Source organism: Arthrobacter sp. AB6, assembly GCF_031844545.1.
Taxonomy (GTDB): domain Bacteria; phylum Actinomycetota; class Actinomycetes; order Actinomycetales; family Micrococcaceae; genus Arthrobacter.
On sequence record NZ_JAUZVL010000001.1, the window covers coordinates 15,668 to 39,129 of the forward strand.

A 23,462-nucleotide genomic window follows, 5' to 3' on the forward strand; every position below is an offset into this window, starting at 1 on the left:
AGGACGCAAAGCAGCAGGTGACTGCCGAGAAATGACCGAATTGTCGTTTTTCCGTACTTGGCCATGCACTGTTCCCCCATTGCACCCCGCGTTTTAGTCCGGTCATCGTGACCGGCCGCGGCCAAAGGTAGGCTAACAGGGCCGCATCAGGGTAAGTCCCATCTTTGGACTAATCTGTGGAAATCCTTGAAAAGGTAGGCAAATACAGGGAAAACAACGTGAGTTCACCTACGGTGCCATGGTGATCGTCGGCGAAGGGGTGGCCGCCGTCGCGGTGGCGGAAGACGTCGCCGCCGGGGACGCCGTAGCTGTGGGGGCGGGCGCCACAGTGGGCGACGTCGTCGGGACGGGTGCAAGTGCCGATGGCGCCGAGGCGTCGACTCGGGGCGAAGACGTCACGGCCGCCGGTCCGGCTTCCGCGGGACCGTGGCTGTGGCCGTGGCCAGCCGATTCATGGCTACGGCTCTGTTCAACGGAGACTACCCATGCCGGCGCAGGTTTCGTTCTGTCGGCGCTCCGGTAGTCGGCCATCGTGATATCGGCCTTGGGATCGGGAGAATGCAGCGGCACCAGTGTCCATTTAGCAGGGTCGGTGTGGCTGCCGTTCAAGACCGTTTCGAAATGGAGATGGCAGCCCGTTGACGCACCGGTGGTTCCGACCTTGGCGATAACGTCGCCGGCCTGGACGGACTGTCCCGTCCGGACACCTATGCCTTCGAGGTGGTTGTAGGTGGTGATCAGCCCGTTGCCATGATCCACTTCAACCCGGTTGCCGCCGCCCCACTGATGCCAGCCCACGGCCCGCACCACGCCGGCATCCGCCGAGTGGACGCGCGTGCCGCAGGATGCGGCGAAATCGAGGCCCCAGTGGAATTCCCCCGCTCTTCCGGTGATGGGACTCGTCCGGAGTCCGAAAGGCGAACTGGGGAGAAGTGCCTCCAGCGGTGCCATCAGCGTTCCGGCCGCTGGGCGCTGCGAGGCGGTTGAGGCGGCACTGAGTTTCCCGTTCTCCTTCTTCGCCTCGGTAAGGACGGTGGAGCGGCTGTAGGTCAGCGAAGCATCGGCCGGGGCCGAGACAGCGTCCAGGGTTGAGCCGGCTGCCTGCGCAACCCCCGTCCCCGCTGCTAAGCCCTGGCCGGCTGTAGCTGCAAAACCGCCGGAAGTGTGCCCGGGCGCATGTTCAGCAGCAGGAACCGAGCCGTTTGCCTGCAGCCCCATAACGAGCACGGCCAGCACGCCTGTACCCCCGCTGATGGCTAGCCGGGCGGCATGCCGCCGGTGCTGCCGGCCGCGGCGGGCAGCAGCCCGCGCCAGATGTTTTGCCAAAATGGATTCCCCCGTGAAGAGCCGCCTGTTGATGTGATTGGCGGGCGTAGTAACTATGGGAACACGGAGGACAAGGCGATTCGAGGCATAAAGCCGCATCTGTGAATAACCTATGCAAACCCTCAGGCAGGGCTTGCCAAACTGGGCCGGTCTTCACAGAAAACTCAGTAATAGGCGCCCGCCCCGCAGCGGCCAGGACCGCTGCCTATCGTGTCCAAGGCCGGGGACTGAAATCTAATCCAGGGGAATGGTGACGGAGACCTTGGTTCCCCTGCCCGGAGCAGAGTCAACGCTCACGAAGCCGTGCGCTTCGTTGACGGCCATCGTCATCAGGCACACCCCGTATCGGTGGTTCCGGGAAGCCTCGGCCTGGCTTTCCGGGCTGAAGCCAATGCCGTCGTCAGTGATGGTCAGGCGGATGCCGTGGTAGACGGCCTCGAGCCGGACGGTCACTTCGGTTGCATTGGAGTGCCTGAACGCATTGGTGAGGATTTCCTGCCCGGCGCGGTAGAGCAGGATAGCGCAGGCCGCCGGAATCTCGAGGCCGTGGTGGGGAGTTTCCATCCGTACACAAACACCTTGCCGGCGGAGCGGCACGGTCAGCCTGTCAATACTGCCGGCCAGTCCCCACGTGCGGAACGCAGCGATGAGTTCATCGACGGTTGCGTCTTGGGTTCTGTCCCCATCCAGTGCTATTGCGTGGCTCACGATTTTCCCTGCTTCCCTGCATGCTTGCGGTCTCTTGTGTGGGTGCCATACCCGGCCGGTAAGCCCCTGGAACAAGAGTGGCCCGCCATCCTCAAGGAGTCCGGCAATTATCCGCAGCCTGAGTAAAGATTTGCAGCAGGTTTAGGCAAGCAGCCCCGCCGCCAGCCCATAGGACGGCGGCGAGGCCCTCACATGCTCGAGCCCGTGAGCTTCTGTTCCCCGCCGTGGACAACATCGACCTGCATCCACGTCATCTTCGATCAGCTACAGTTCATGCCCGGAGTGGAATACCCGGACGTTCCTGGTCTTCAAAGACTTGGATGCTCCGTAACCCACTATTTTGCGTGCGCCGCCTGTATCCACTCTGCGGCAAACCGCCTCCGCCGGAGTACCTAAATGGCGGGCTTTTGCCTTGATCAGTCCTGCGGCCAGGATCCCCATGCCCGCGAGTTGTGCCAGCATGCCGCCCAGTGCCGCGGCGTATTCGGTGATAGTCATTCCCGCCACCCCTTCTGATGTCCTGCCCTGATCCGCCCAAGCTACGCCCGGAGGCTCAGCATTGGCCGCAGGTGCGGCGAGGGTTTGATCAAGATCGGTGCAGGCCGTGACTCTGCCGGTACCCGTCCACAATGGCCGCGATTTCCTTGTAGGCACGGCGAGCCTCGGGCTTGAGCACGTCCAGAGTGACCAGGTCCACCCGGGAGGAGACTTCATCTTTGTCCGCACAATGGCGTTCCGGCCAGGTCCCCGTACCCGTGGCTGGTCAGCCAGTCCAGCGTGCTGCGCGCACGCTTGGCACCGCTCACGGCGTAGTCTGCGGCCGTCACCAGGTTGTCTGCAGACTGCAGGATCCCGCTCATCGCATTCTGGGTCACGCCGGTACCGCAGTCAGCGAGCGCCACCGAGGAGTAGCTGGAGATGACTTGCGGATCCGCAGGTACTCGGCAGCCGAGAGCGAGTCCGAGACTTCGGAGTCCTGCTCTCCCGCGATCAGGTGCAGCCTGCCGGCATGGTGCATGTTCCGGGCCCGCCGTGAGCGAGTCGACGGACTCGATATTCTCCAGCAGGTCCGTGATGGTCCGCGGACTGGACTGCTGGTAAAAATACCCTCCCTAGGGCGCGTTCCACCAGGTCCCCGGAGTCCGGGGTGGCGTCGATGGCGCAAGGGCGTCCCCTCCTCGCGCTGCTTGGCACTGGGACCCAGTGCCGGCCCCGCCGGTCAGGCCGTAAAGGGCACCGCCGAACCCACCCACGGGCCGCGGCTTTTGTTCCTTCACGAACAAACCGGGCGAGCTGACGAGATCGGCATCGGGTTCTCCGCAATACTGTCGGCAACCGTTGGCCGGACACGCGGAAAGGGGGAGGTTCAGCCGGAGCAGCCGACGGCGGCGGTCCGGCTTCCGCAGCAGGCGCACCAAGGCCAGAGGTGATGGTGTCCGGCGCTGTCCGCTGGGCGGGAGGCCCGCGGAACCCTACGCTTCCTGCGCGAACTTTGTCCCAGTCCTATGAGAACTGTGCAGGTAACCATCGGGAACCTTGATCGAAGCCACCCATCATTGAGTCAGAAGGCAAAAAATATCCCTACAACGAGAATGAAGGTAATCAAAGTGGCAACCAGGGCAGAAAAATCAAACTACCGCTACAGCGATTTCTATTGCTTCATGTCACTGGCCGACTTCACAGCTTATATCTCCTCAGACGACGACGCCGATGGCTGCATCTCGATCAGCTATGCTTCCCGGGGAGTCGGGCAGAGCGCCTGACACCTGACGCTGGAGCACAGTCAGTCCGGTTGCATGCTGGTTTGTTCGTCGCTGGAGAGCAGCTTCTCCACCCGCAGACGCAGTTCCCGAGGGCTGAATGGTTTGGCCATCAGGTCATGGATGCCGGCACCGAATGGGGTGTCGGCAAGGTCCTCGTGACCGGTAAGCATCAGGATCGGCGCGCTGCTGAAGCCCCGGATACGCCGGGCGGCTTCCACCCCGTTGAAGTCCGGCAAGCCGAAGTCGAGGACGATGATGTCCGGCCCATGCCGCCGGACGGCCTCCACGCCCGTCGCACCCGACTCGGCAGCATACACTCTCATGCCGGTGCTGACGAGGATTCCCTCGATGAGACTCCGGACGTCATGGTCGTCATCAATGACAACGGCTATCTTCCCCATGGACACCGACCCCCTTTTATCCAACCGTAGCCCCTGGAATCAGTGGATGGCAGGCAGAGTCAGCGTGAATGTTGATCCGTTGCCGGGTTTGCTGGTGCACGTGATGCTGCCGCCGTGGTTTTCCACGATGGTTTTCGTGATTGCCAACCCCAGGCCTATTCCCGGGATCCCGGATTTCCGTGCGGTCTCGGACCGGAAAAACTTGGTGAAGAGCTCCCTCAGGTCCTCCTGCTTCATTCCGATCCCGGTATCGGTGACCGAACAGAACACACCCTCTTTGGTGGCGCCGGCACGCACCGTCACATTCCCACCGTCGGGCGAGTACTTGATGGCGTTGGAGAGCAGGTTGTCCAGAACCTGGCCCATTCGTGTCGTATCTATCAGGGCCGGCACCTGGGGGTCTGATTCGTTGACCAGGTTCACGCCCGCAGCGCCGGCCAGCGGCACCGCCGTGGCCAGGCTGAACCCGATGATTTCGGCCAGGTCCGCCGGCTCCGGACGCACATCCACCGAGCCCGATGCTGCTGTGAGCAAATCCGTAACCAGTCTCTGCAGCCGTTGACCGTTCCGCTGGATGACCTGCAGCATGGCGCCGGCGTCCCCCGGCAGGTCTTCCCTGGCAGCCAGCACCTCGGTGTACCCCAGAATCGACGTCAACGGGGCGCGCAGTTCGTGGGTGACGTTGGAAAGGAACGCGTCCTTGGCGGTCATGGCCTCTATCAGGGCGGTGACGTCGGTGAAGGTCACCACCGACCCGTCGAACCTGCCATCGTCGCGGATTGCCCTGGCGGACGTCGAAAATACCCGCTGCTTGCCGTTTTCGCCGATCCAGACCAGGTAGTCGGAAAAGTCCTCTCCCCTGGCCGCCCGGCGCTCCGGCCGCATCTCGGGAACGAGCAGTTCCTTTCCCCCGCGGCCATAGACGTGCACCTCCGGCTCCCGGCCGGGAGCCGGAGAAGGATATGCAAGTGCGTAGTTGCGCTTCTGCTGCTGGTTTCTGAGGGTGCTGCTGCCTCCGGCGTCCAGGGCCAGGACGCCGACGCCAACTGCGTCAACGACAGTGTTGATGAGCCGTTCTTTGCGTGCCGAGCTGTCCAGCGCCGCCTGCAGCTGGCCCCGCGCCTCCTCCAGGGTGCGCTGCTGGTGGTCCCTGCTGGCGCTCAGGGTATGGACGGCGAAGCCCGTGGCAAACATCAGAACCGGCAACAGCACCACCACGCCGTACTCTTCTCCGGCGGCAGAGCCACGGAGAAGCAGCGGGACCCAGACCGCCAGCAGCGGGCCGAGGAAACTCATTACCAGGCCAAACCGCGGGTACAGCTGCGAGCTGGTCAACCAGACCACCGGAAGGACAGCCATGGCCCCGAGTGCGGGAACGGTTTCCACGCCTGATTCCCGGATCAGGCCGACCGGAATAAAGTCCAGGACGGGGACGGCCAGCGAAGCCGCCGGAGGGAACCGCTGCCACGGGACGGCCAAGGCCAGGCTGAACATCACCGCATGGAGCACCAGCCCGGCCTTAAAAACCGGATCCAGCAGCAGTGCGGGATGAAAGACCAGCACTATGCCCGCCACCAGGACCATTGTCACCGTGAGCGGCAACTGGCTCAGCACCACCCGCGCCCGGGGGGAGAGCTCATAAAAAAACCTGTGCGCCGGTAACCAGGCAAGGCCATCGCTCACAGGTGCTCGCGAGACGTTCATGACCACACGGCCCGCTCGGGTCCACTAATACGGCCAGTGTTCAGCAATGAACCTTGAGTGACCAGCGGAAAGCTGTCCGCGCCGACTTCGAACCATTCCGACAATGTTTCTCCATACCTTTGGCAAGCAGTTGCGTCTGCCTTGGCCTAGAGTCTACCCACGGTGCTTGGAGTTACCGGGAGGCTGAAACACCCTCAGGCCACGGACGGTGCTGTTGTCTGACCCGTGACCGGAACAGCGGTTGGTTCGGTGTCCTGTTCCTTGACGGGCACCTGCGTCATTTTCTGGGTGCGAACGGGGGCTGACGCCGCAGTCTTCTCAGGCGAAGGGGAAGGCGCAGGGGTGACAGCAGGGGCGACAGCAGGGGGCCGAGACGGGGTGGAAGACGAAACCTCAGCCTTGCTTTCCCCGGTGCGTGCCCGTCGTCGTCCGCTGTATGGCTGTGGCTCCGGATCTGCACAGTCGAAACCGCCCAAGCCGAAGGCGTTGCCGCCGAATCGCGGAAATCAGTCATGGTGGTGTCAGCCGGGCGCTCCGCGAGGGTCAGCGGCTGAAGTGCCCAACGCGCAGGATCGGTGTGGTCGCCGTTCAAGTCCGTTTCGAAGTGGAGGTGGCAGCCAGTGGACGCACCTGTGGTTCCGACCTTGGCAATGAGTTCGCCCGCCTGCACCGACTAACCGTGTTTCACGCCGACGCCTTCAAGGTGGTTATAGGTGGTGATGAGCCCGTTGCCGTGATCAAGCTCCACCCGGTTGCCGCCGCCCCACTGGTGCCAGCCTACGGCCCGCACTACGCCGGCATCAGCTGAGAAGACGTGCGTTCCGCAGGGAGCGGAGAAGTCGAGGCCCCAGTGGAACTCTCCCGCTGCTCCGGTGATCGGGCTGGTCCGCAGCCCGTAGGGTGAGCTCGGCGTCAGATCTTCGAGCGGTGCCGTCAGCGTGCCGGGCGCGGGCCGCCGCAGTTCCGCTGAGGCCGCGTGAAGTGACCCGGTTGGTTTTGTCGTTCCGGTGAGGACCACCGAGCGGCTGTACGACAGAAGGGCATCTGCCGGGGCCGAGACGACGACGGCGCTTGGGACGGGCTCGCTGCTCGCCGAGGTGGCAGCTACCTTTGTAAGGCCTTGACCGGGGCCGTCGGCAGCCATCTGGCCTCTGTCAGGAACCGATCCCACAGCTTGGAATCCGACAGCACACACAAGGGCGGCGGTGCCCGCGCTCACAGCCAGGCGGATAGCCACACGCTGTCTCCGGGAGGTGCGCCGGACAGCGGACCGTGCCAGATGTTTTGCCAATTGGTTCTCCCCGTAGAAACCGCCTGACTGCTACTTCCTTCGCATGCTTTCGGGGAGGGCCGTCCAGCCCCGGCTTATCAGGCCGGTTGCGCCCATTCCAACGCGGTTAGCCAGGCGGCGGCTGGGATCCTCAAGGAAGCGGAAGAAGACTTCCGTGAGGAGCAGAAGGAGTGGCCAGGCGACGATCAGGCCAAACCACGGATTCCCAGGGAATATCAGTGCTGTTGACACGACGATCGGCTCGTGGACCAAGTAAAGGCTGAATGATCTGGTACCAAGCCAGGAAATGACCCTTCCGCGTGACAGCTGAAGAGCCGGGCTCCAGACCATGAACGCCACGACTAGTGCCGTGCAAGCCACAAGCAGAAAAAGTCTCGGAAGAGGGAGCCATGCTGTAGACCAGAGCATGGAGAGAATCACTGCTGCGCCCATCATTGACGCATCTCCTATCGGGCGCCGCTCTGCAAGGATCAAGATCTGGTCCTTGCCTGCCGCGAGAAAAGCGCCAATTCCAAACATGGGCAAATATTCAAGATAGGCATTGTCGAGGGAAAATCCCGCAGCACTGAGCAAGATCATCGCGCCGGTTCCCGCCAGCCAAAAGCGCCCGAACAACCTCACAGCCAGGACATAGGCAGGAAGCATCAGTGAGAAAAGAATCTCCCACTTGAGGCTCCACAGCACCGAGTTGTATCTGCCTGTTCCGAGCAAAACAAGTGCCTCGCGGACGAGACCGAAGGGGCTTACGCCACCGTCATGGGAGTTCACCCACCAAGTTTGCTGAGGAGAAGCGACCCGGGGGACCAAAATCATGGTCAGTGCTACCAGCAGAACCGATCCCACGATCGGTAGATAAATCCGAAGCAGCCTCTTTGGAAAGTAGCCCACCCAAGTGGGGCGGTGCCCGCGAAGAAAGGGGAGTACCAAGACGAAGCCCGAAAGGATAAAGAAGACGAAGACCGCTTCGCCGCCGGCATGAGTTACATGCAAAGGCGAATGTTGAATCGCCTTCGCCCATGGCTCCGCCTGGTTCATGTCCGAGGGACGAGGCCCTCCTGCCCAAGCCTGGAAGATTAGTCCACAGTGCGTGAAGACCACGATCAGTGCAGCGATGCCACGCAGGCCGTCAAGGCCAAGAAATCTCCCGCCTAAGTGTCGGGAGCTGCGGTCGGGCTCTCCGCGGCTTGCCGAACTGCTCAACTCGGTTCCCTGTAGCCGAAGGGATTCGTCCTCTGCCATCTCCAGTGGTCCTCACACATGCTGGCGAGGTCCCTTCGGGCCGACCATCCCAGATCCGCAAGGGCGGAGGAAGGGTCCGCATAGCTGACAGCCGTATCCCCAGGGCGGCGGGCAACAAACTCATAGGGTATTTCACGTCCGGCCGCGTCGGCGAAGGCGCGGATAACCTCAAGCACGGAGGATCCCCGGCCGGTGCCCAGGTTCCATTGAAACGTCCCTGTCCTCGACTTCAGGAAGTCCAAAGCGGCTACGTGGCCGGCTGCCAAATCCATGACGTGGATGTAATCGCGCACTCCCGTGCCATCCGGCGTCGGATAGTCATTGCCGTAGACGAGCACCTTATCGCGCCGGCCTACTGCAACCTGCGCGACAAAAGGTAGCAGGTTGTTGGGAACGCCCCGAGGGTCTTCGCCGATCAGGCCTGATTGGTGAGCCCCTACCGGGTTGAAGTAGCGCAGGACGGCGATGCTCCAACGGGGGTCGGCTGAGCTGAGGTCCGACAGGATGTCTTCAATCTGCTCTTTCGTCCTGCCATAGGGATTAGTGGCATCCAGGGGCGTTTTTTCCGTCAGGGGGACTTCCTCGGAGGCTCCGTACACAGTGGCGGAGGAGCTGAAGACGAGTGTCCGCACGCCTTCGTTGTCCATGGCATGCAACAGATTCAGGGTTCCAACGATGTTGTTCTGGTAGTACATCAGCGGTTTTGCCACTGACTCGCCGACAGCTTTCAGTCCGGCGAAGTGTATGACGGCGTCAGCTCCGGAGCGCGCAACAACGGCTTCCACTGCTCGTTCGTCCAGCAAATCAACTTCGCGAAAGTCGATATTGCGTCCCGCAAGCTGTTGCACGCGCCGAAGAGATATGACTTGCGAATTTGACAGATTGTCAATAACAACAACTTCGTGTCCTGCTTCAAGCAAACAAAGCGAGGTGTGCGATCCGATGTAGCCGGCACCCCCAGTGACCAGTACCTTCATACGTTTCACTCTATGCGCAGATCGCGGATTTGAAACGCCAACTGCTTTAGTTTTTGATTCTCCGCCGCCGACAGCGCGTAGAGTGAACGAGGGAACAGAGACCATGAATTCCAAGTTGGGCTGGGGAGCAAAATCAATGGATCTGCAAGGAATGGATTCCCCGAGACGGGCACTCATTACTGGCATAACGGGTCAGGACGGGCTCTACCTTGCCGAACTTCTGCTCAGCAAAGGCTATATTGTCTTTGGCCTGGTCCGCGGGCAGAGCAACCCAAAACGTGAGCTTCTTCACCGGATCATCCCGGAGGTCAAGGTATTGACCGGAGACTTGACTGACGTCTCGAGCCTCATCCGTGTCCTGAGCATTGCCGGGCCGCACGAAGTGTACAACTTGGGCGCCATTTCCTTCGTCGGGTACTCGTGGGAGAACGCCGCCTTAACCAGTGACGTGACTGCCTTGGGTGTCTTGAACATGCTCGAAGCAACCAGGCTTTACGCCGGGAGCGACATTGGAAAAGTCCGCTTCTATCAGGCGTCTTCGTCCGAGATGTACGGCAAGGCCCAGGAGGTGCCGCAGACCGAGCGGACGCTGCTTTGGCCCCGCTCCCCCTATGGCGTGGCCAAGGCCTACGGCCACCATATGACCATCAATTACCGCGAATCGTATGGAATGCATGCTTCCAGCGGCATTCTGTTCAACCACGAATCTCCCCGGCGTGGACCGGAGTTCGTCACCCGCAAGGTCACCTTGGCAGTTGTACGGATCAAACTCGGCCTGCAGGAAACATTGGCCTTGGGAAACCTGGACGCCCGAAGGGACTGGGGGTTTGCCGGCGACTATGTGGAGGCCATGTGGCGGATGCTCCAGCAGCCCGAACCGGATGACTACGTCATTGCGACGGGCGAGTCCCGCTCCATCCGTGACCTGCTTGATGTGGCTTTTGCCGCCGTCGGAATTTCCGACTGGTCAGGCTACGTAACGCAAGATTCGGCGTTGATCCGTCCGGCCGAAGTGGAATCGCTAGTCGGCGACGCCAGTAAAGCCCATGCCGCATTGGGCTGGAAGCCGCAGGTGGATTTCAGGAGCCTGGTCTCGATGATGGTGGAACACGACCTGGCCAACCAGAAACACCTGGTCTAAGCCGGGAAACGGAGAGGACAGCGGATTGCCCGGGTTGATTGTTCATGAATGGATAGAGCAATACGGCGGTGCCGAGAAAGTCGCCGAGGAGTTCGCGATGATTTTCCCGGACGCAACCATTGCATGCCTGTGGGATGACTATCCGAAACGGTTTGCGCAGCGGAGTGTCATCGAATCTTGGTTGTCCAAAACTCCCCTCCGCCGGCGCAAGGCCCTCGCTCTTCCCTTCACCCTGCCCACATGGCGGTCTCTCAAGATTCCAGAGCGCCCCGACTGGATGCTCTGCAGCTCGCATCTATTCGCGCATCACGCGAAACTTTCCGGTGCCGGAAAGCAAGTTCCGAAATATGTTTACGCCTACACCCCGGCGAGATATGTATGGAATCCGGAACTGGATGATCGGGGCAATTCACGTGCAGCCCGGGCTATCTCCAAGCCTCTGCAGACTATCGACCGTGCACGTGCCCAGGAAGCCACCTCGATTGCGGCTGTGAGTCATTACGTGGGCGAGAGGATACAGAACGCCTGGCTGCGGGACTGTGAGGTCATCCATCCGCCAGTTGACGTCGAGTATTACAGCAGCAGCAAAATTGCGCTCCTTACCCCCGTTGAAGGCGATCTACTGGAATCCTTGCCAGAGACATTCGTCCTCGGGGCTTCACGTTTCGTTCCGTACAAGAGACTGGACGGTGCCATCGCGTTCGGGGAGGCCAATCAAATTCCTGTGGTACTCGCCGGTTCCGGACCGCAGGAGTCCGCACTCCGGGAGTTGGCAGAATCGGCAACAGTGCCGGTGCGGTTCGTGGTCCGGCCGTCGCAGCCGCTGCTCCGCGAGTTGTACGCGAGAGCCTGGGCTTTCATTTTTCCTGCAGTCGAAGATTTCGGCATCATGCCCCTCGAAGCAAACGCTACCGGGACACCGGTTATAGCTAGCACGGTAGGAGGCACGGCTGAATCGGTCAGGCATGGCGTCTCTGGACTTCTCCTGGAAAGCTTTTCAAGGTCGGAGATGAGGGCGGCGGCAAGCGCCTTGGAGGCAATTACCTTTGAGAACTGCCGCAAACAAACTGAAAGATTTGACCGACACGTTTTTCATTCTGAGATCAAGTCATGGGTCACATCTCACGGGACGACATTATGAGTAGCTTACAATCCTCGAATGCGGGGCGAATATCATCATTGATGATCCACGGGATCCGAAGCTCCCAGCGGGCCGATCTGATACTGATCCATATTCCGCCGCGTCCGCGGCGCGAATCACTTGTCGACGGAGGCGGGCTACGGCGTGAGTACGAATGAGGACATGAATGATTCGACCCCCGGTCGATTCTCTGTCGTGATCCCGACATTACAGAAGTCGAACCGGCTCGGTGAGATTGTCTCCATCTGTGCCGCGCACCCATTGGTACTCGAGGTGCTCGTTATCAACAACTCGCCGCAGCCACTGATCTGGAAGACGCCCAACGTACGCGTCCTTCAACAGGAGCAGAACATCTTCGTGAACCCCGCGTGGAATCTGGGGGCGCGTGAAGCCCGTGGGGAGTATCTTGCCATTATCAACGACGATGTCGTGTTCGACCCTGTGGCTTTCACCCATACCGCAAAGATCCTCCAGCGTGGCCGGTTCGGGATCGTCGGGCCGGACCGGTCGACCTTCACCGAGTCAACGTCTGCACGCCCAGGCCACAGGCTGGCACGCGGGTCCGGCACAATTTTCGGATTCGGCACGTTCATGTGCATGCGCCGTGCCGACTATGTTCCTATCCCGGAGGAGATGAGAATCTGGGGTGGCGACGACTGGTTGATCTTGAACCAACGCCGCCCGCCCGCTGCGCTCATAGGTATCCGGTTTAGAACGGAGATGGGAACCAGCTCAGCGTCGCCGGCGATCCAGGCCCTCCGGGCATCTGAGCAGGAACGCGCTGACCGAATCCTCGAGCCCCTGCACGGAACACGCTGGTGGCACCGACTGGTACGGTGGGCAGATGTCACCCGGGTTGCCCGCCACAAACTCCGTGGAAGGCTCGTCAGCCTAGGCGGCCGCGGACGCTGACAGTGGCAGGTGGTTCAGGCAAATCAGGGCCTGGGTGCTGTCTGCCCCAGGCTCTGATCGTTGCTGTGCCTGCCGCAAAGCCCTTCTCACCGATTTCATTTGCCTCTATCATCTTGGCCATCATATTCACAGCTCATTAGGCGAATACGAGCACCGGTTATCTCGGAATAGGCTGAGGAACCAGCACTGCACTAATAGGTCTTCTGTCTGGCGGGGTCACCGAATTGGGCGTCATGGTCGAGCAAGGGTGGAGCGCCAGTTAACAATCGGGAATGCTTGCCACTAGTCTATGAGGAAAAAGAGACTGAACGGTCGGCCGAAGTTATTTGTTGCGCCCGACTCCGCGGAGGCTGAAAGAGGAAAGTTCGATGGAAAATAGCATAGACTATGCCGCGAACCGGATCGAATGTTCGGTGGTTGTCCCTACGCACAGAGGAGCTCACCGTCTTCCTGTGTTGCTGGAAGCACTCGCCGCCCAGGACTACGACAAGCCCTGGGAACTCGTGATCGTCATTGACGGAAATCTTGACGCCACGGCTGAATTACTCGACTCCTACCGTGATCGCCTTCCTGTCGTCCCCCTGGCCCATGAAGAAGCAAAAGGCGTCGTTGCCGCTATGAATGACGGTATTCGCACAGCACGTGGGCGGATAGTGATCCGTTGCGACGACGATTTGTCCCCCGGTCCCTCATTCCTTCGCCTTCATATGCGGCATCACGAAGACGGACGACCTGTGGGAGTGATTGGCCCCACCCGGGACGTCTTTCCCGACTCTCCGTACGCGAAGGCATACGGAGTTCCAGCCAACGAGCGAGCCCTGGCCATCGCCTATCGCAGGGACGGTTCCTCCCGCTGGGTAGGCTGGGCTGCCAACAACTCGATTCCGAGGGAAGCTCTCCTGTCCGTCGGCGGTTTCGATCCTCGCTTCGTCTATGGGCAGGACTCGGAGTTGGGATACCGAATCGCTTCGCAAGGGATTTCAATCATCGTTGATCCTGACCTTGAGACCCTGCACAGGGGGCCCTCGACCAGCGTGGGATCCCGGGCGGGACGCGCCTTTGTCTCTGGCGCCTCACGCCGCCTCTTCGACAGCATTCACCCGGGCGCCCATCCTCCTCTCCCGAGACCGAGGGGTGTCAAGGGCAGGATTTGGAATGCCGGCGTGGGGACTCTGACGTTTCTGCTGCGGACGCGGGAAGCTTATGCACTTGCGGGCAAAGCGGTAGATCGCTTTCTGGCCGTGCTGCCGCTTCCAGTGGCAAGCCGAATCATTTCTTTACTGGTGGAAGCTGCGGGAAGATCCGGACGGAAGCACGGAAACGGTGACCTCGCCTCATATAAAGACCAAAAGTTGGTAGAGCTTTCCCGAGAGCTGTCCGGGAACAAGCGATAGGTTTGGCTCCAGGTTGTCGTAGGACCAGAAAATACTCTAGTTATTTGTAGTCTGAGAAGCTCGGTCGGACCGTATCATCCTGGATAAGCCGATGATGGTATTTCAGGGCAACCGGGGGAAGAATGTTTCCTAGAATATCAATCCAAGGAATAGGATATCCAGGGTTGTCCCCCCTCTCATTGCCGGGGTGCAGTTTGAGCGCTTCGGCGTAGAAATCCATTCGCTCCAGCAGACGGCTATACCACTCTCTGGTCAAAGGCGTCTGGGGCTTCATAATGAAGGCACCGTTTCCAATAAGTCTGCTGTAACGGCGCCGGACATCCCGGCCCAGCCTGCCCGGGAGCCTGGCCGTCATGTCCGAAGCCACCTCATGATACCCGAGGGCCCACTTGCCGGTATCCGCGTCGAGCCTGTCAAAAGCAGGCGACCAAGAGTGATGCAACGTCTTGATGTCGCAATATCCTCCGCCCCAAAAATTCATGAAGTAGCAGCGCAGGTAATCTGAACGGTGCACTAAGGAAAGATCGTGGAAGGCAGGATGGAGGGGTTCTCCAGCTAGAAGGTAATCGTCAAGCTTGTTTGGGGTGATGAGCCGCACATCTATGCCTGGATTTTTGGCGATCATACTCTCAAGCCCAATAAGGCGATTAGGCGTTATCGCATTACTGCCGGTCCAGAAGCAATAAATGACACGGTCGAGGGGACGGGCATACCCCGACGGCATATCTCGCGTCAACCACTCGCCGGAATAGTTCTTAGGATCGTACACATAAGGAAAGGCCCTGTCCGCGAATCGGAGAACCGCATCTTTTGAATTCTGGCGAAGGGGGTAAGTCCTTCGCATTGTCCACTTCTTGGCCAGAAATGCCTGATGCTTTCCGGATTTTGCGCCGCTAACTGCTGCCCCAATAATATCCTTATACAAGTCCATACTTCTCTCCACCCTTAGTTAACGTGCGCTTCGGAGTCCATGATGTGTGCCCGAGGCGCCCGCCCTAGGAACCGGTAATTCACATGACCCGCGACCACCCCCATGGCCCAGCCAAGTGCCCGTGCCTGGTCACGGCGGGTGCTTGTACGGATCAACCTGTAGGACTTCAGCATGCGGCGGAGCAGAGTGCTAAGGCTTCCACGGAAAGAAATTGGGCCGAGTGGATAGCCGGTGGCATATCTGCACCATAAGAGCACGGAAGATTTGGCGTAATAGAAGTTCTGCCGGGCGGCTCCATAGCTGTCCGGCCGCTGGCGGTAGTCAACAATAGCTTCCGGGCACCAGCCTAAAGAGTAACCAGCAAGCTGGAGTCGCCATGCGAAGTCGGCCTCCTCGTGACCACGATTAAAGGAGGAGTCAAAACCTCCCAAGGCCAAAAGCACTTCCCGTCTGACTCCAATGCATGCACCTAGGGCGTATGGCAGGAAGCCGAAGATCCTGCCTAGCCCCAACGTGACCGGGGGCTGGGTTCCCACGACTTCAGGGGGGTTCAGCCGGTCGAGCCGGGCGGCACCCCCCACGGCGTCATATCGGTCCAGCCCGTCCGCAAGTGCCTCAACCCATTTAGGGCAAACAACATCGTCCGCGTCGCAAATTAGTACCTTGTGCCCGCGAGCAGCGCGGGCACCCTCATTCCGGGCGTGTGAAACCCCTTGGACTTGCCCGGAATCGACAACGGTGAAGGCTGCGAACTGATCCGCTGCTGTAATCGCCACCTCGACGGTGTCGTCCGTTGAGCCATTATCCGAAATGACTACTTCAAACGGCCGGCGCGTTTGCTGCCCGGCTAATGCAGTGAGCTCTTCAGCCAAGGTAGAAGCGCCATTGTAGACGGGGATGACGACGCTCACATCGATAGCGTCCCCCGGGCTGCGCGTTCGATTGAAGACGATCTTGGGGCCCTCAGCCATTACATGCTACCTTTCTCCGGCTTCGATATTCCTTCTAGGGGCAAGGGACCATAGACATTGCACATTGCATCGGTGAATTGTTCCCCCCCGTAGACCCGAAGAGCCTTCTCCCGGACTTCCGCGCTTCGGTGATCGGCCTTGCCCTGTTCCTGAAGTATGTGAAGAACAGCATCTGCAAACTCCTGTGCGTCATCGTGCATTCCCGTGAACCAGGACGGATCGCCAATGCCTTCCGCCCCCACCGTCGTGGTCACGAGTGGGACCCCAGCCATCAGGGCGTCCACCACTTTGAACTTAACGCCGGCTCCAAGCCGGACAGGAACCACTACGACGGATGCCCGCTCATAAAGAGGCTCCAGGTCATCAACGAAGCCCAACAGCTCAACGTCGGGCAGCTTCGCGGCTTCCATGGTTGTTGAACGGACACCTAGGCCGGCAATACGGAAACGGGCCTCTGGCGCGGCAGCCTTTATTCGCGGCCATACATCGGCAAGGAACCAGAGAAGTCCTTCCTCGTTCTCCCACCGGGCAAGGAACCCCACAAAAAGTATTTCGCCAGGAGCCGGAGCTGAACGGTCAACGTGTTCCATCCCGGCCGCGAGAGGTGGGGTTACCACACGGACTTCTGCTGTTCCCGCTGGTAGCAGATCTGCATCCTTTTGGCTCAGCAGAACTACCTTGTCGGCCGCTCGAACAATGCTACGTTCAAGACGGCGCGCAGTTGATGCCGCCCACGCCCACCTCATGCGGGCGACGTGGGAAGTGGCTCCTCGGGCGGCGCGGCCGTAGCGCTGGGACAGTACGTCGTGGAATGTACATACCACCGGTGCTTCAGGATTGAATCGACGCAGCATCGGGATGAGGGCTCCATATTCCTCCCACTGCAGGTCGATGACATTCGCGCGTCTGATTGCCTCCAGAGCCTGCCGGTCCCGGAGCAAACTGATCACAAACCGCCAAGGCGGCAAGGAAGGGGCAACCATGGACAGCAGCCGGGTTAGCGCGCGGTGCCAAAAGCTTGCCATTCGACCAGCAGACCTGCCTAACAATCGGTAGCGAGGAACACCGCCAGATTTCAGCGCCCTCTGAGCGGCTGGCCCGTCCGGAGCAATAATAAACACATCATAGGATTTCGATGCCGCCTCACTGACCCATTTAACGTAACGGCCACCAGCATTATCCGGCTTAGCACAAGGCAAAGCAGCGGTGATCATGATGAAGTGTTTTCTTTGCTGTTCTTGGGATGAGTCCATCCTTATCCAAGCTTTCCGAGTGCCACAAGGTGGGCGAATTCAGCATTCTGACGCTCTACTTCAGCGAAACTTCCTTCAGCTTGGATGCGACCATCCGACATAAAGACCACCTTGTCAGCATTCTTTACCGTGGAAAGCCTGTGGGCCACGAGCACGATAGTCATTGCACCGCTAAGGGAATCAATCGTGTCCGAGATTTTTCGCTCCGTGGCATTATCCAATGCTGCTGTCGCCTCATCGAGCACAAGTATTGACGGCTTGCGGTACAGCGCCCTTGCTATTCCAACGCGCTGTCGTTGCCCACCCGACAACCGCACTCCGCGTTCGCCCACGCGAGTGGAAAGGCCCGCGGGCATTTCCTCGACAAGGGGTGCCAACTGCGCGAGCTGGACCGCCTCCAGGAGACGGTCCCGGTCGATGGCTCGAGGGTCCACGCCAAAGGCGATATTGCCCGCGAGCGTGTCGTCAAGGAGAAAAACGTCCTGAGGTACTACTCCCAGCCTTGAATACCAGCTAGGAAGGTCGTCGAAAATATTTTCTCCCCCCGAGCTGACTGTGCCTGATGTTGGTTCAAGGAGCCCGAGGATGACGTCCAATAGCGTACTTTTGCCCGCGCCACTGGAGCCGACAAACGCCGTTGTCTGTCCCCGAATGATTTTGGTTGAAACTTCCTGTACCACGAATACGTCAGAGTCCCGGTATCTATAACTTACGTGGTCCAACACAATGTCCCCCGAGAATATCTTTGATGACGGAGAGGACTCTGAGTGGTAGCCGTCAGCGTCAAGTCGCTCGACCTCTTCGGCCAGTATTCGCATCCCCACCTGGCCCGTTCGTATCCCGCCGATTGTGGCAACAACTCTATTCATGGTCGGTAGGAGACGTACGGCAGCAGCAGCGTAAACGCCAAGAACGGCCAAAGCCAGCTCCTTAGTGCCCGTGCTGAACAGCACTAAGGCAATGCTCGCGATTCCGAGAACGAAGCCCATTTCAAGGATGTACTTGGGTATTTCGGAAACCAGCGAGGCAAGTCGGCTGGCATGTGCCCGATCGGCTTTAGCTTGCCCGAACCTATTGACGAACAGGTCCGCACTGGACGAAAGGCGTGCCTCTCTGAATCCGTTCAAGCCAGGCATCAGAGCAGTCCACGCCTCAAGATCCGACTTTGCCATGGCCAGCCCGATCTGCAGATGACGTTTTTTCAGGGCCCTCTGGATGGCCCAGCCGAGCAGTCCAAAGACCGCAATGGCGAAGATTGTCACCAGAGGTGAAACGATCAGCAGGACAACGAGAATGGCGGCGAGCGTTAGCGCGTCTGCCAGAAGGCCTATGAGACCGAGGAAGACCTGGCCAAAGGTCTGGCTAACGGATGAAGCGAGGTTGCGGTGAATAACCGAAATTTCACGTTCACGGTGCGCCCAATAGGGGGCTAATAAATACCGGCGCAGCAGTTCCGTTGCGGCCTCAGCCTCGAGCTTGGTTGTATGGCCGAGTAACCACCAACGGAATGCGACGGTAGCCAGACTCTTGAGCGCGAATGCAAGCCCGACCGCCAAGGCTACCGCCAAGATCAGTGTTTGCTCGTCCTTTGTATCCAGAAGATTCGAGACGTGCGCTAGAACTCCCTGCGACGGGTCGGCGCCTGTCACAAGCTGCATAAGCGGGAGTGTGGCAGCAACACCAATCATGTCCAGTGCTGCAATGACGCAGGACCCTAAGACGGCTAACAGCACCCAAACACGTACTGGTCGGCGGATCAGCAGGCAAACAACTCTTAGATCGGCAAACATGGCATCCCCTGCATTCGGTTTCCTCATCTGCGTCCTTCCTGCCATGTGAAGTCACCCTTCCAATTCGTTTCCAAAATCAAGAATTTCGCGCCGGAGACGCTCCCGGAACCGTTCCTCGGAAAACTTGTTTGCATGCGCCCTGATCGCCTCTGGGTCCCATCTGGCTGGATCGAATGATTCAACAGCTTCCCGGATCAATTGCGCGCTGGGGCGTTCGATGAAACGCCCTGTTATCCCTTCGACAATCGTGTCCAGGTAACCCCCACCGCGTAAAGCAATCGTGGGTTTACCCCAGGCAGCAGCCTCCAGGGGGGTGATGCCGAAGTCCTCATGAGAGGGAGCTATCACAGCCCGGCACAGCGAATAGGCCCATCGCATCTGCGCGTCGCTCAGATGTTCAACAATCTTGACGTTTGCTGGACAGGATTCCCTCAACTCTGCGGCCAAAGGTCCGGCCCCGATTACCAGGAGACGCTCACCGAGATAACGGAACGCCTCTATCGCCTCGCCCACGTTCTTATAGGGCAGCAGACGGGAAACGATGAGGAAGTGCCCCCCCTGCTGAACAAAATCCTCCATTCCAGCCACGGGGGTACGCTCGCCGCTGATATCCACGCTGTGCGGCGGATGGAAGACCTCAGCCTCGATACCGTAAACGTCTTTGAGCCGTTGCCGGACCACTGTGGAGTTAGCCATATACTTATCCGCCCTCTTCGCGGCCCGGCTGTCCCACCGGCGCAGGAACGGCTTTAGGAGCATGAGCGCCCACCCCACCGGCGACTGCCATGCCGGACGTCCCAGGTACTGTTCTGTAAGATACAGCCAGCGGGCGGGCGAATGGCAGTATACAAAGACCTTGCCTGGCATGTGGAAGCCGTGTGCCCAGCCGGTGCTGGACACGATGACAATGTCGGCAGGGACCTTAAGCATGGATGAAGCGTGCGGAAGCAAAGCCAGCGCCAGCCTGTGATCACGCCGGAACAGCGGAATGCGGTTAAGAGGAGAAGTGACAATTTTGGCGGACCTAAACTCCGCATAGGTGTCATCCGGGTGATAAAGCGTCGTATAAATCGTCGCCTCGGGAAAAGCCCGGAGCATGGCTAGCACAACCCGTTCGGCTCCACCCCGCTGGGTAAGGTAGTCATGCGCTATAGCAATTTTTGGTCTCGGTTGAGCAGGCGGCGCAGCTGCACATAAAGCCCGGTCAATTTTGGTGTTCATTTGCCACCCCTCCCAGTTCAAGCTCGCAAAAGCGTTCCAATTAGAAATGAGTTCTGGCGCGGTGGGGATGGGCTATTCCCGCCCGTCCCGCAGATTCCACCACCAGCGCCACCAGCTTTTCGGCCAGCCTCCCAGGAAGAACAGCGGCGGCAACATCGATGGCCGACCCGCCCGCCTTGATGGTTCGCTCGGTAGCGATTGCGCTGGCCATAGCCACCAACGTGGACCAGAGGCTTGGGCCTTGGGGGCTCGCAGCCAGCGGTTCGGGACCATGTTTGGCTACGAAGATCTCCCTTGCTGCGCCGGAGTGGAGGGCACGTATAGCCCTGACGCCTGTCGTCGTTGCCGCCACGTGGTGTGCGGTGGTCAGCGAGGGATGAATGCGGACGGGAATACCCATTTTCTTGAGGCGATAGCCGAAGTCAACATCCTCCCAACCGTAGGCGCGGTACCGCTCGTCGTAGCCGCCGAGCCGCTCGTGAACTTCCTTAAGCACGGAAACGTTGCCGGCCCAGTACCGCCACTGGTCGTTGTGATTGGTTGCCAGGGCATCGGAGCGAAAACGCTCGTCAGCTGCCCGGCCGTAGACGCGTGCATATGCAGTTTCCGGAAAAACGTTCCGGCACATCCCCACGACGCCGGCAAGCTCTCCTTGGTGCTGGCTCACGTGGCACCGGACGTAATTCGGGCTGGGTTCAAGATCGTCATCAGACCTGATGAGGACTCGACCTTGGGCTGCCGCCGCCCCTGCGTTCAAGGCAGCTGCCCTGCCTCGGTTTTCGGGAAAGACAATAGTCCGTAAAGCCATTGCAGGATGCTCCACAGTTAGTCGCCGGAGCACGCCGGCACTGTTGTCAATATCCCCGTCCACAACAACAATTACTTCGAAGTCATCGGAGTCCTGCCTAGACAGTGCCGAAAGCAGGATAGGCAGGCGAAGCGCGCCGCCTCTAGAAGGAACTATGATCGATGCTTCGCCCGAGAATGTCATTTATATATTCCGCCTTCCTAAAGTAATGCGGTTCGCTACATAATCACAAATAAGTCGCACAACCCGAGCACACGACCACTGACTATTCAGGAGCGGAATTTGATCCTCCGCTTCGCACCCGGCGGTCCCTCATATCAGTTAGGAATCGTCTGGCACTTGAACTTCCGTATTTCTCACCGACCACGTAGCAACCCCACGCCAGTAAAATCGTTATCACCAACGCCAGAATAATGGCCCCATCGCGGCCAACGTAAGGCCAGGTAAGTTTGATCACGACGTATCCTGCGACCGAATGGACTATATACATGGAGTAACTAATCTTCCCGAACCATTGCAACGGCGGAAGCATGAGCCAGGACGTCCGTTCACGCAGGACAATTATGATGAAAGCAGCGCAAATGCCCGCCACAATAGCTGCATCCAGCCATGAATGAAGCAAGCCGGAAACGACTACCGATGCCATTCCGGCGACGAAAGTCATCAGATTCCTTCTGCCGTCTCGTCGTGAGAGGTATGCGAACATGCCGCAGCAGAATAGCGGTCCGTACTCAGCTAGCGTGATGTTCAGGACTAGCTTTACGGGGGTAATAACATTTTGTGGGTCCACGCCTCTACTAAAGGGGCCGGCCCAAAAAGCAACAGCTAGTGCAACGAATAGCCACGCCACCGTTATATTCAGTATCAGTCGATCACTTATTCGACAACGAGTCAGGAGCAGTAGTATGAATATAAGGATGTAGAACTGAATCTCAACCGTCAACGTCCAATAGACGTCGACAACGTTGGGGACTTGGAACCAACGCTGCACCATGGTGAGGTTGATAATCGTCTCCCCAAGAGACATCTCGCTGTGCGGGATTTGAAATAGGCGATTCAGGAGGACGGCAAGTACCAACGATAACCAATACGCAGGGTAGAGCCGCGAGGCCCGTGAAATGACAAAGTCACTTGGTTTCCGCGCCCGAGAGGCGGACATCAGGATGACGAACCCGCTGACAAGGAAGAAGAGTTGAACTCCGAACGCACCTTGTGGAAAGTCGAAGATAGGCTTCGGGTCATCTATATATCTGGAGTTATAGGCACCCGTAAAGTGCGACACGACAACAGCCAATGCTGCTAGGGCACGAAGGCCGTCTAATTCACGGAAGCGGGCATTCATGATATGGCCTTTGCAAATCGGCTTTGTTCCTGTTGCATTTGGCTACGCAGAGCATAGGCTATAAGGAGGAAGCCTGGCAGCGATAGAAATACTTCACCAAGCTTAGATGCGCATACTAGTAGTGCCACTGTGGCCGCCTCGATGATAACAGCTTGATTAGTCCTCGGGATGCCCAATTTTGGACGCAACCCAATCCAGAAATAGATTCCCACTATTGTGATTAGCATTATCCATCCCCCCTCTACGTACAGGGCCAAGTAGGAATCATGAAAAAACCACTTTCGATTTCCAATATCAACGTACGATTCGCTTAGTCCAAGTCCATACCAAGGCGCCCGTTCGGCCTTTTCGACCGTCGCTTGTTCGATCCATTCCCTTAACAAGTCCGAGCCTTCGCGGTCCCGGAAGATCCATACACGAGCGAAGTTATTTTCCAAGTATTGGAGTGCATAACCTAGCGCGGTCCCCAATAGCACACGGAAAACCGGCCCAGTTCTTCGAGCGAACACGATCCATATGAGAGCGAAGGCGTAAGCAGCTAGGGCAGTCCTCGATCCGGTTAGAAAGACTGCCAGTGCTCCCGTGCTGACACATAAAAGCTGGTGACTCTTTTTTGCTACGCCTGCAAACATCAATAGTGGTATCAGGCAATAGTAGAGGCCAGCAACGTTCTTGTCGCCGAGGAATCCGGTTAACGTGCCACCGTAGTTGTTGGGCGCCATACCCAAGTAGAACAGGACAGCATTAATAGCTAACGCAACTCCGAGCCCTTTCAGGCCAGAGATGAGATCGAGCCGTCCGCTAATTAGCGATCCTACAAGGGCGAACATAATGCAGATTCTAAAGAGCCGCCGAGACCAGTCGACGTCGTTGTACATGGAACCGAACGCTAAGTATCCGAGTAGGATGATCGCGAATGGAATCAGCCAAGTTGAAGACCCCATCCCCCGCTGGGGACGGCGGAATATGGCAATTCCAACCAAGGCGACCGCTGCTAAATCGCTACCTGGAATCACCACCGGCAAGCCCGGGACCCCGAACCCATCGAAAACGAACATTCCGAAAAGTACCGCTTCAGTTTTTCCCAAGGGAGTGCCTGAAGAAGCATCCACTGCCGTCGCCTTCGGTAGTCGACGTAAGTAAGGGTTG

21 protein-coding genes and 1 pseudogene are annotated in these 23,462 nt (G+C 59.0%); 5 read left to right on the forward strand and 17 right to left on the reverse strand.

What is annotated here, in order from left to right:
• Positions 1-228: 228 nt before the first annotated feature.
• From Q9R30_RS00080 to Q9R30_RS00095, 4 genes are all read right to left on the reverse strand, one after another.
• Complete coding sequence (locus Q9R30_RS00080) at positions 229-1,326, reverse strand: M23 family metallopeptidase (protein ID WP_311216379.1); 1,098 nt, start codon at positions 1,324-1,326, stop codon at positions 229-231.
• 234 nt (positions 1,327-1,560) lie between these two features.
• Positions 1,561-2,034: an ATP-binding protein gene (locus Q9R30_RS00085; protein WP_311216380.1), complete on the reverse strand. Its 474-nt coding sequence runs from the start codon at positions 2,032-2,034 to the stop codon at positions 1,561-1,563.
• 264 nt (positions 2,035-2,298) lie between these two features.
• Positions 2,299-2,532 (reverse strand): hypothetical protein, encoded by a 234-nt coding sequence (locus tag Q9R30_RS00090; protein WP_311216381.1) that lies wholly within the window; start codon positions 2,530-2,532, stop codon positions 2,299-2,301.
• Between the two features lie 212 nt (positions 2,533-2,744).
• On the reverse strand, positions 2,745-2,909 hold the full coding sequence (locus Q9R30_RS00095) for a hypothetical protein (RefSeq protein WP_311216382.1): 165 nt from the start codon (positions 2,907-2,909) through the stop codon (positions 2,745-2,747).
• Positions 2,910-3,641: 732 nt separating this feature from the next.
• On the opposite strand from Q9R30_RS00095, the gene Q9R30_RS00100 reads away from it, so the two are divergent.
• Positions 3,642-3,797: a hypothetical protein gene (locus Q9R30_RS00100; RefSeq protein WP_311216383.1), complete on the forward strand. Its 156-nt coding sequence runs from the start codon at positions 3,642-3,644 to the stop codon at positions 3,795-3,797.
• Between the two features lie 20 nt (positions 3,798-3,817).
• Here the strand turns inward: Q9R30_RS00100 and Q9R30_RS00105 are convergent, their stop codons facing one another.
• The 5 genes and pseudogenes from Q9R30_RS00105 to galE form a co-directional block, all read right to left on the reverse strand.
• A complete protein-coding gene (locus Q9R30_RS00105) occupies positions 3,818-4,198 on the reverse strand; it encodes a response regulator (RefSeq protein WP_311216384.1) in 381 nt (126 codons plus the stop codon).
• Between the two features lie 39 nt (positions 4,199-4,237).
• Positions 4,238-5,812 carry a PAS domain-containing sensor histidine kinase gene (locus Q9R30_RS00110; protein ID WP_311216385.1) on the reverse strand — a complete coding sequence of 525 codons (1,575 nt, stop codon included), beginning with the start codon at positions 5,810-5,812 and terminating at the stop codon, positions 4,238-4,240.
• Between the two features lie 367 nt (positions 5,813-6,179).
• A pseudogene (locus tag Q9R30_RS00115) lies at positions 6,180-7,046 on the reverse strand (M23 family metallopeptidase).
• Between the two features lie 177 nt (positions 7,047-7,223).
• On the reverse strand, positions 7,224-8,432 hold the full coding sequence (locus tag Q9R30_RS00120) for an acyltransferase (protein ID WP_311216386.1): 1,209 nt from the start codon (positions 8,430-8,432) through the stop codon (positions 7,224-7,226).
• Complete coding sequence (gene galE / locus Q9R30_RS00125) at positions 8,390-9,409, reverse strand: UDP-glucose 4-epimerase GalE (protein WP_311216387.1); 1,020 nt, start codon at positions 9,407-9,409, stop codon at positions 8,390-8,392. The genes Q9R30_RS00120 and galE overlap by 43 nt, the downstream gene beginning before the upstream one ends.
• Before the next feature lie 151 nt (positions 9,410-9,560).
• On the opposite strand from galE, the gene Q9R30_RS00130 reads away from it, so the two are divergent.
• The 4 genes from Q9R30_RS00130 (at position 9,561) to Q9R30_RS00145 (ending at position 13,997) form a co-directional block, all read left to right on the forward strand.
• The gene (locus Q9R30_RS00130; RefSeq protein WP_104998826.1) at positions 9,561-10,550 is read left to right on the forward strand and encodes a GDP-mannose 4,6-dehydratase; all 990 of its coding nucleotides are present in this window, start codon (positions 9,561-9,563) and stop codon (positions 10,548-10,550) included.
• Between the two features lie 25 nt (positions 10,551-10,575).
• A complete protein-coding gene (locus Q9R30_RS00135) occupies positions 10,576-11,691 on the forward strand; it encodes a glycosyltransferase (protein ID WP_311216388.1) in 1,116 nt (371 codons plus the stop codon).
• Positions 11,692-11,853: 162 nt separating this feature from the next.
• A complete protein-coding gene (locus Q9R30_RS00140; RefSeq protein ID WP_104999831.1) occupies positions 11,854-12,603 on the forward strand; it encodes a glycosyltransferase in 750 nt (249 codons plus the stop codon).
• Positions 12,604-12,971: 368 nt separating this feature from the next.
• Positions 12,972-13,997 (forward strand): glycosyltransferase, encoded by a 1,026-nt coding sequence (locus Q9R30_RS00145; RefSeq protein WP_311216389.1) that lies wholly within the window; start codon positions 12,972-12,974, stop codon positions 13,995-13,997.
• A 40-nt stretch (positions 13,998-14,037) separates the two neighbouring features.
• Here Q9R30_RS00145 and Q9R30_RS00150 read toward each other — a convergent pair whose 3' ends face one another.
• From Q9R30_RS00150 to Q9R30_RS00185, 8 genes are all read right to left on the reverse strand, one after another.
• The gene (locus tag Q9R30_RS00150) at positions 14,038-14,928 is read right to left on the reverse strand and encodes a hypothetical protein (RefSeq protein ID WP_311216390.1); all 891 of its coding nucleotides are present in this window, start codon (positions 14,926-14,928) and stop codon (positions 14,038-14,040) included.
• Between the two features lie 14 nt (positions 14,929-14,942).
• A complete protein-coding gene (locus tag Q9R30_RS00155) occupies positions 14,943-15,899 on the reverse strand; it encodes a glycosyltransferase (RefSeq protein ID WP_311216391.1) in 957 nt (318 codons plus the stop codon).
• Positions 15,899-17,152, reverse strand: coding sequence for a glycosyltransferase (locus Q9R30_RS00160; RefSeq protein WP_311216392.1), 1,254 nt, complete (start codon positions 17,150-17,152; stop codon positions 15,899-15,901). The genes Q9R30_RS00155 and Q9R30_RS00160 overlap by 1 nt, the downstream gene beginning before the upstream one ends.
• 2 nt (positions 17,153-17,154) lie before the next feature.
• A complete protein-coding gene (locus Q9R30_RS00165) occupies positions 17,155-18,969 on the reverse strand; it encodes an ABC transporter ATP-binding protein (protein ID WP_311216393.1) in 1,815 nt (604 codons plus the stop codon).
• A 24-nt stretch (positions 18,970-18,993) separates the two neighbouring features.
• Positions 18,994-20,163 carry a glycosyltransferase gene (locus Q9R30_RS00170; RefSeq protein WP_311216394.1) on the reverse strand — a complete coding sequence of 390 codons (1,170 nt, stop codon included), beginning with the start codon at positions 20,161-20,163 and terminating at the stop codon, positions 18,994-18,996.
• A 40-nt stretch (positions 20,164-20,203) separates the two neighbouring features.
• A complete protein-coding gene (locus Q9R30_RS00175; RefSeq protein WP_311216395.1) occupies positions 20,204-21,154 on the reverse strand; it encodes a glycosyltransferase family 2 protein in 951 nt (316 codons plus the stop codon).
• Positions 21,155-21,236: 82 nt separating this feature from the next.
• A complete protein-coding gene (locus Q9R30_RS00180) occupies positions 21,237-22,313 on the reverse strand; it encodes an acyltransferase (RefSeq protein WP_311216396.1) in 1,077 nt (358 codons plus the stop codon).
• A complete protein-coding gene (locus Q9R30_RS00185) occupies positions 22,310-23,425 on the reverse strand; it encodes an O-antigen ligase family protein (protein WP_311216397.1) in 1,116 nt (371 codons plus the stop codon). Before Q9R30_RS00185 ends, Q9R30_RS00180 begins: the two co-directional genes overlap by 4 nt.
• Between the last annotated feature and the right edge of the window lie 37 nt (positions 23,426-23,462).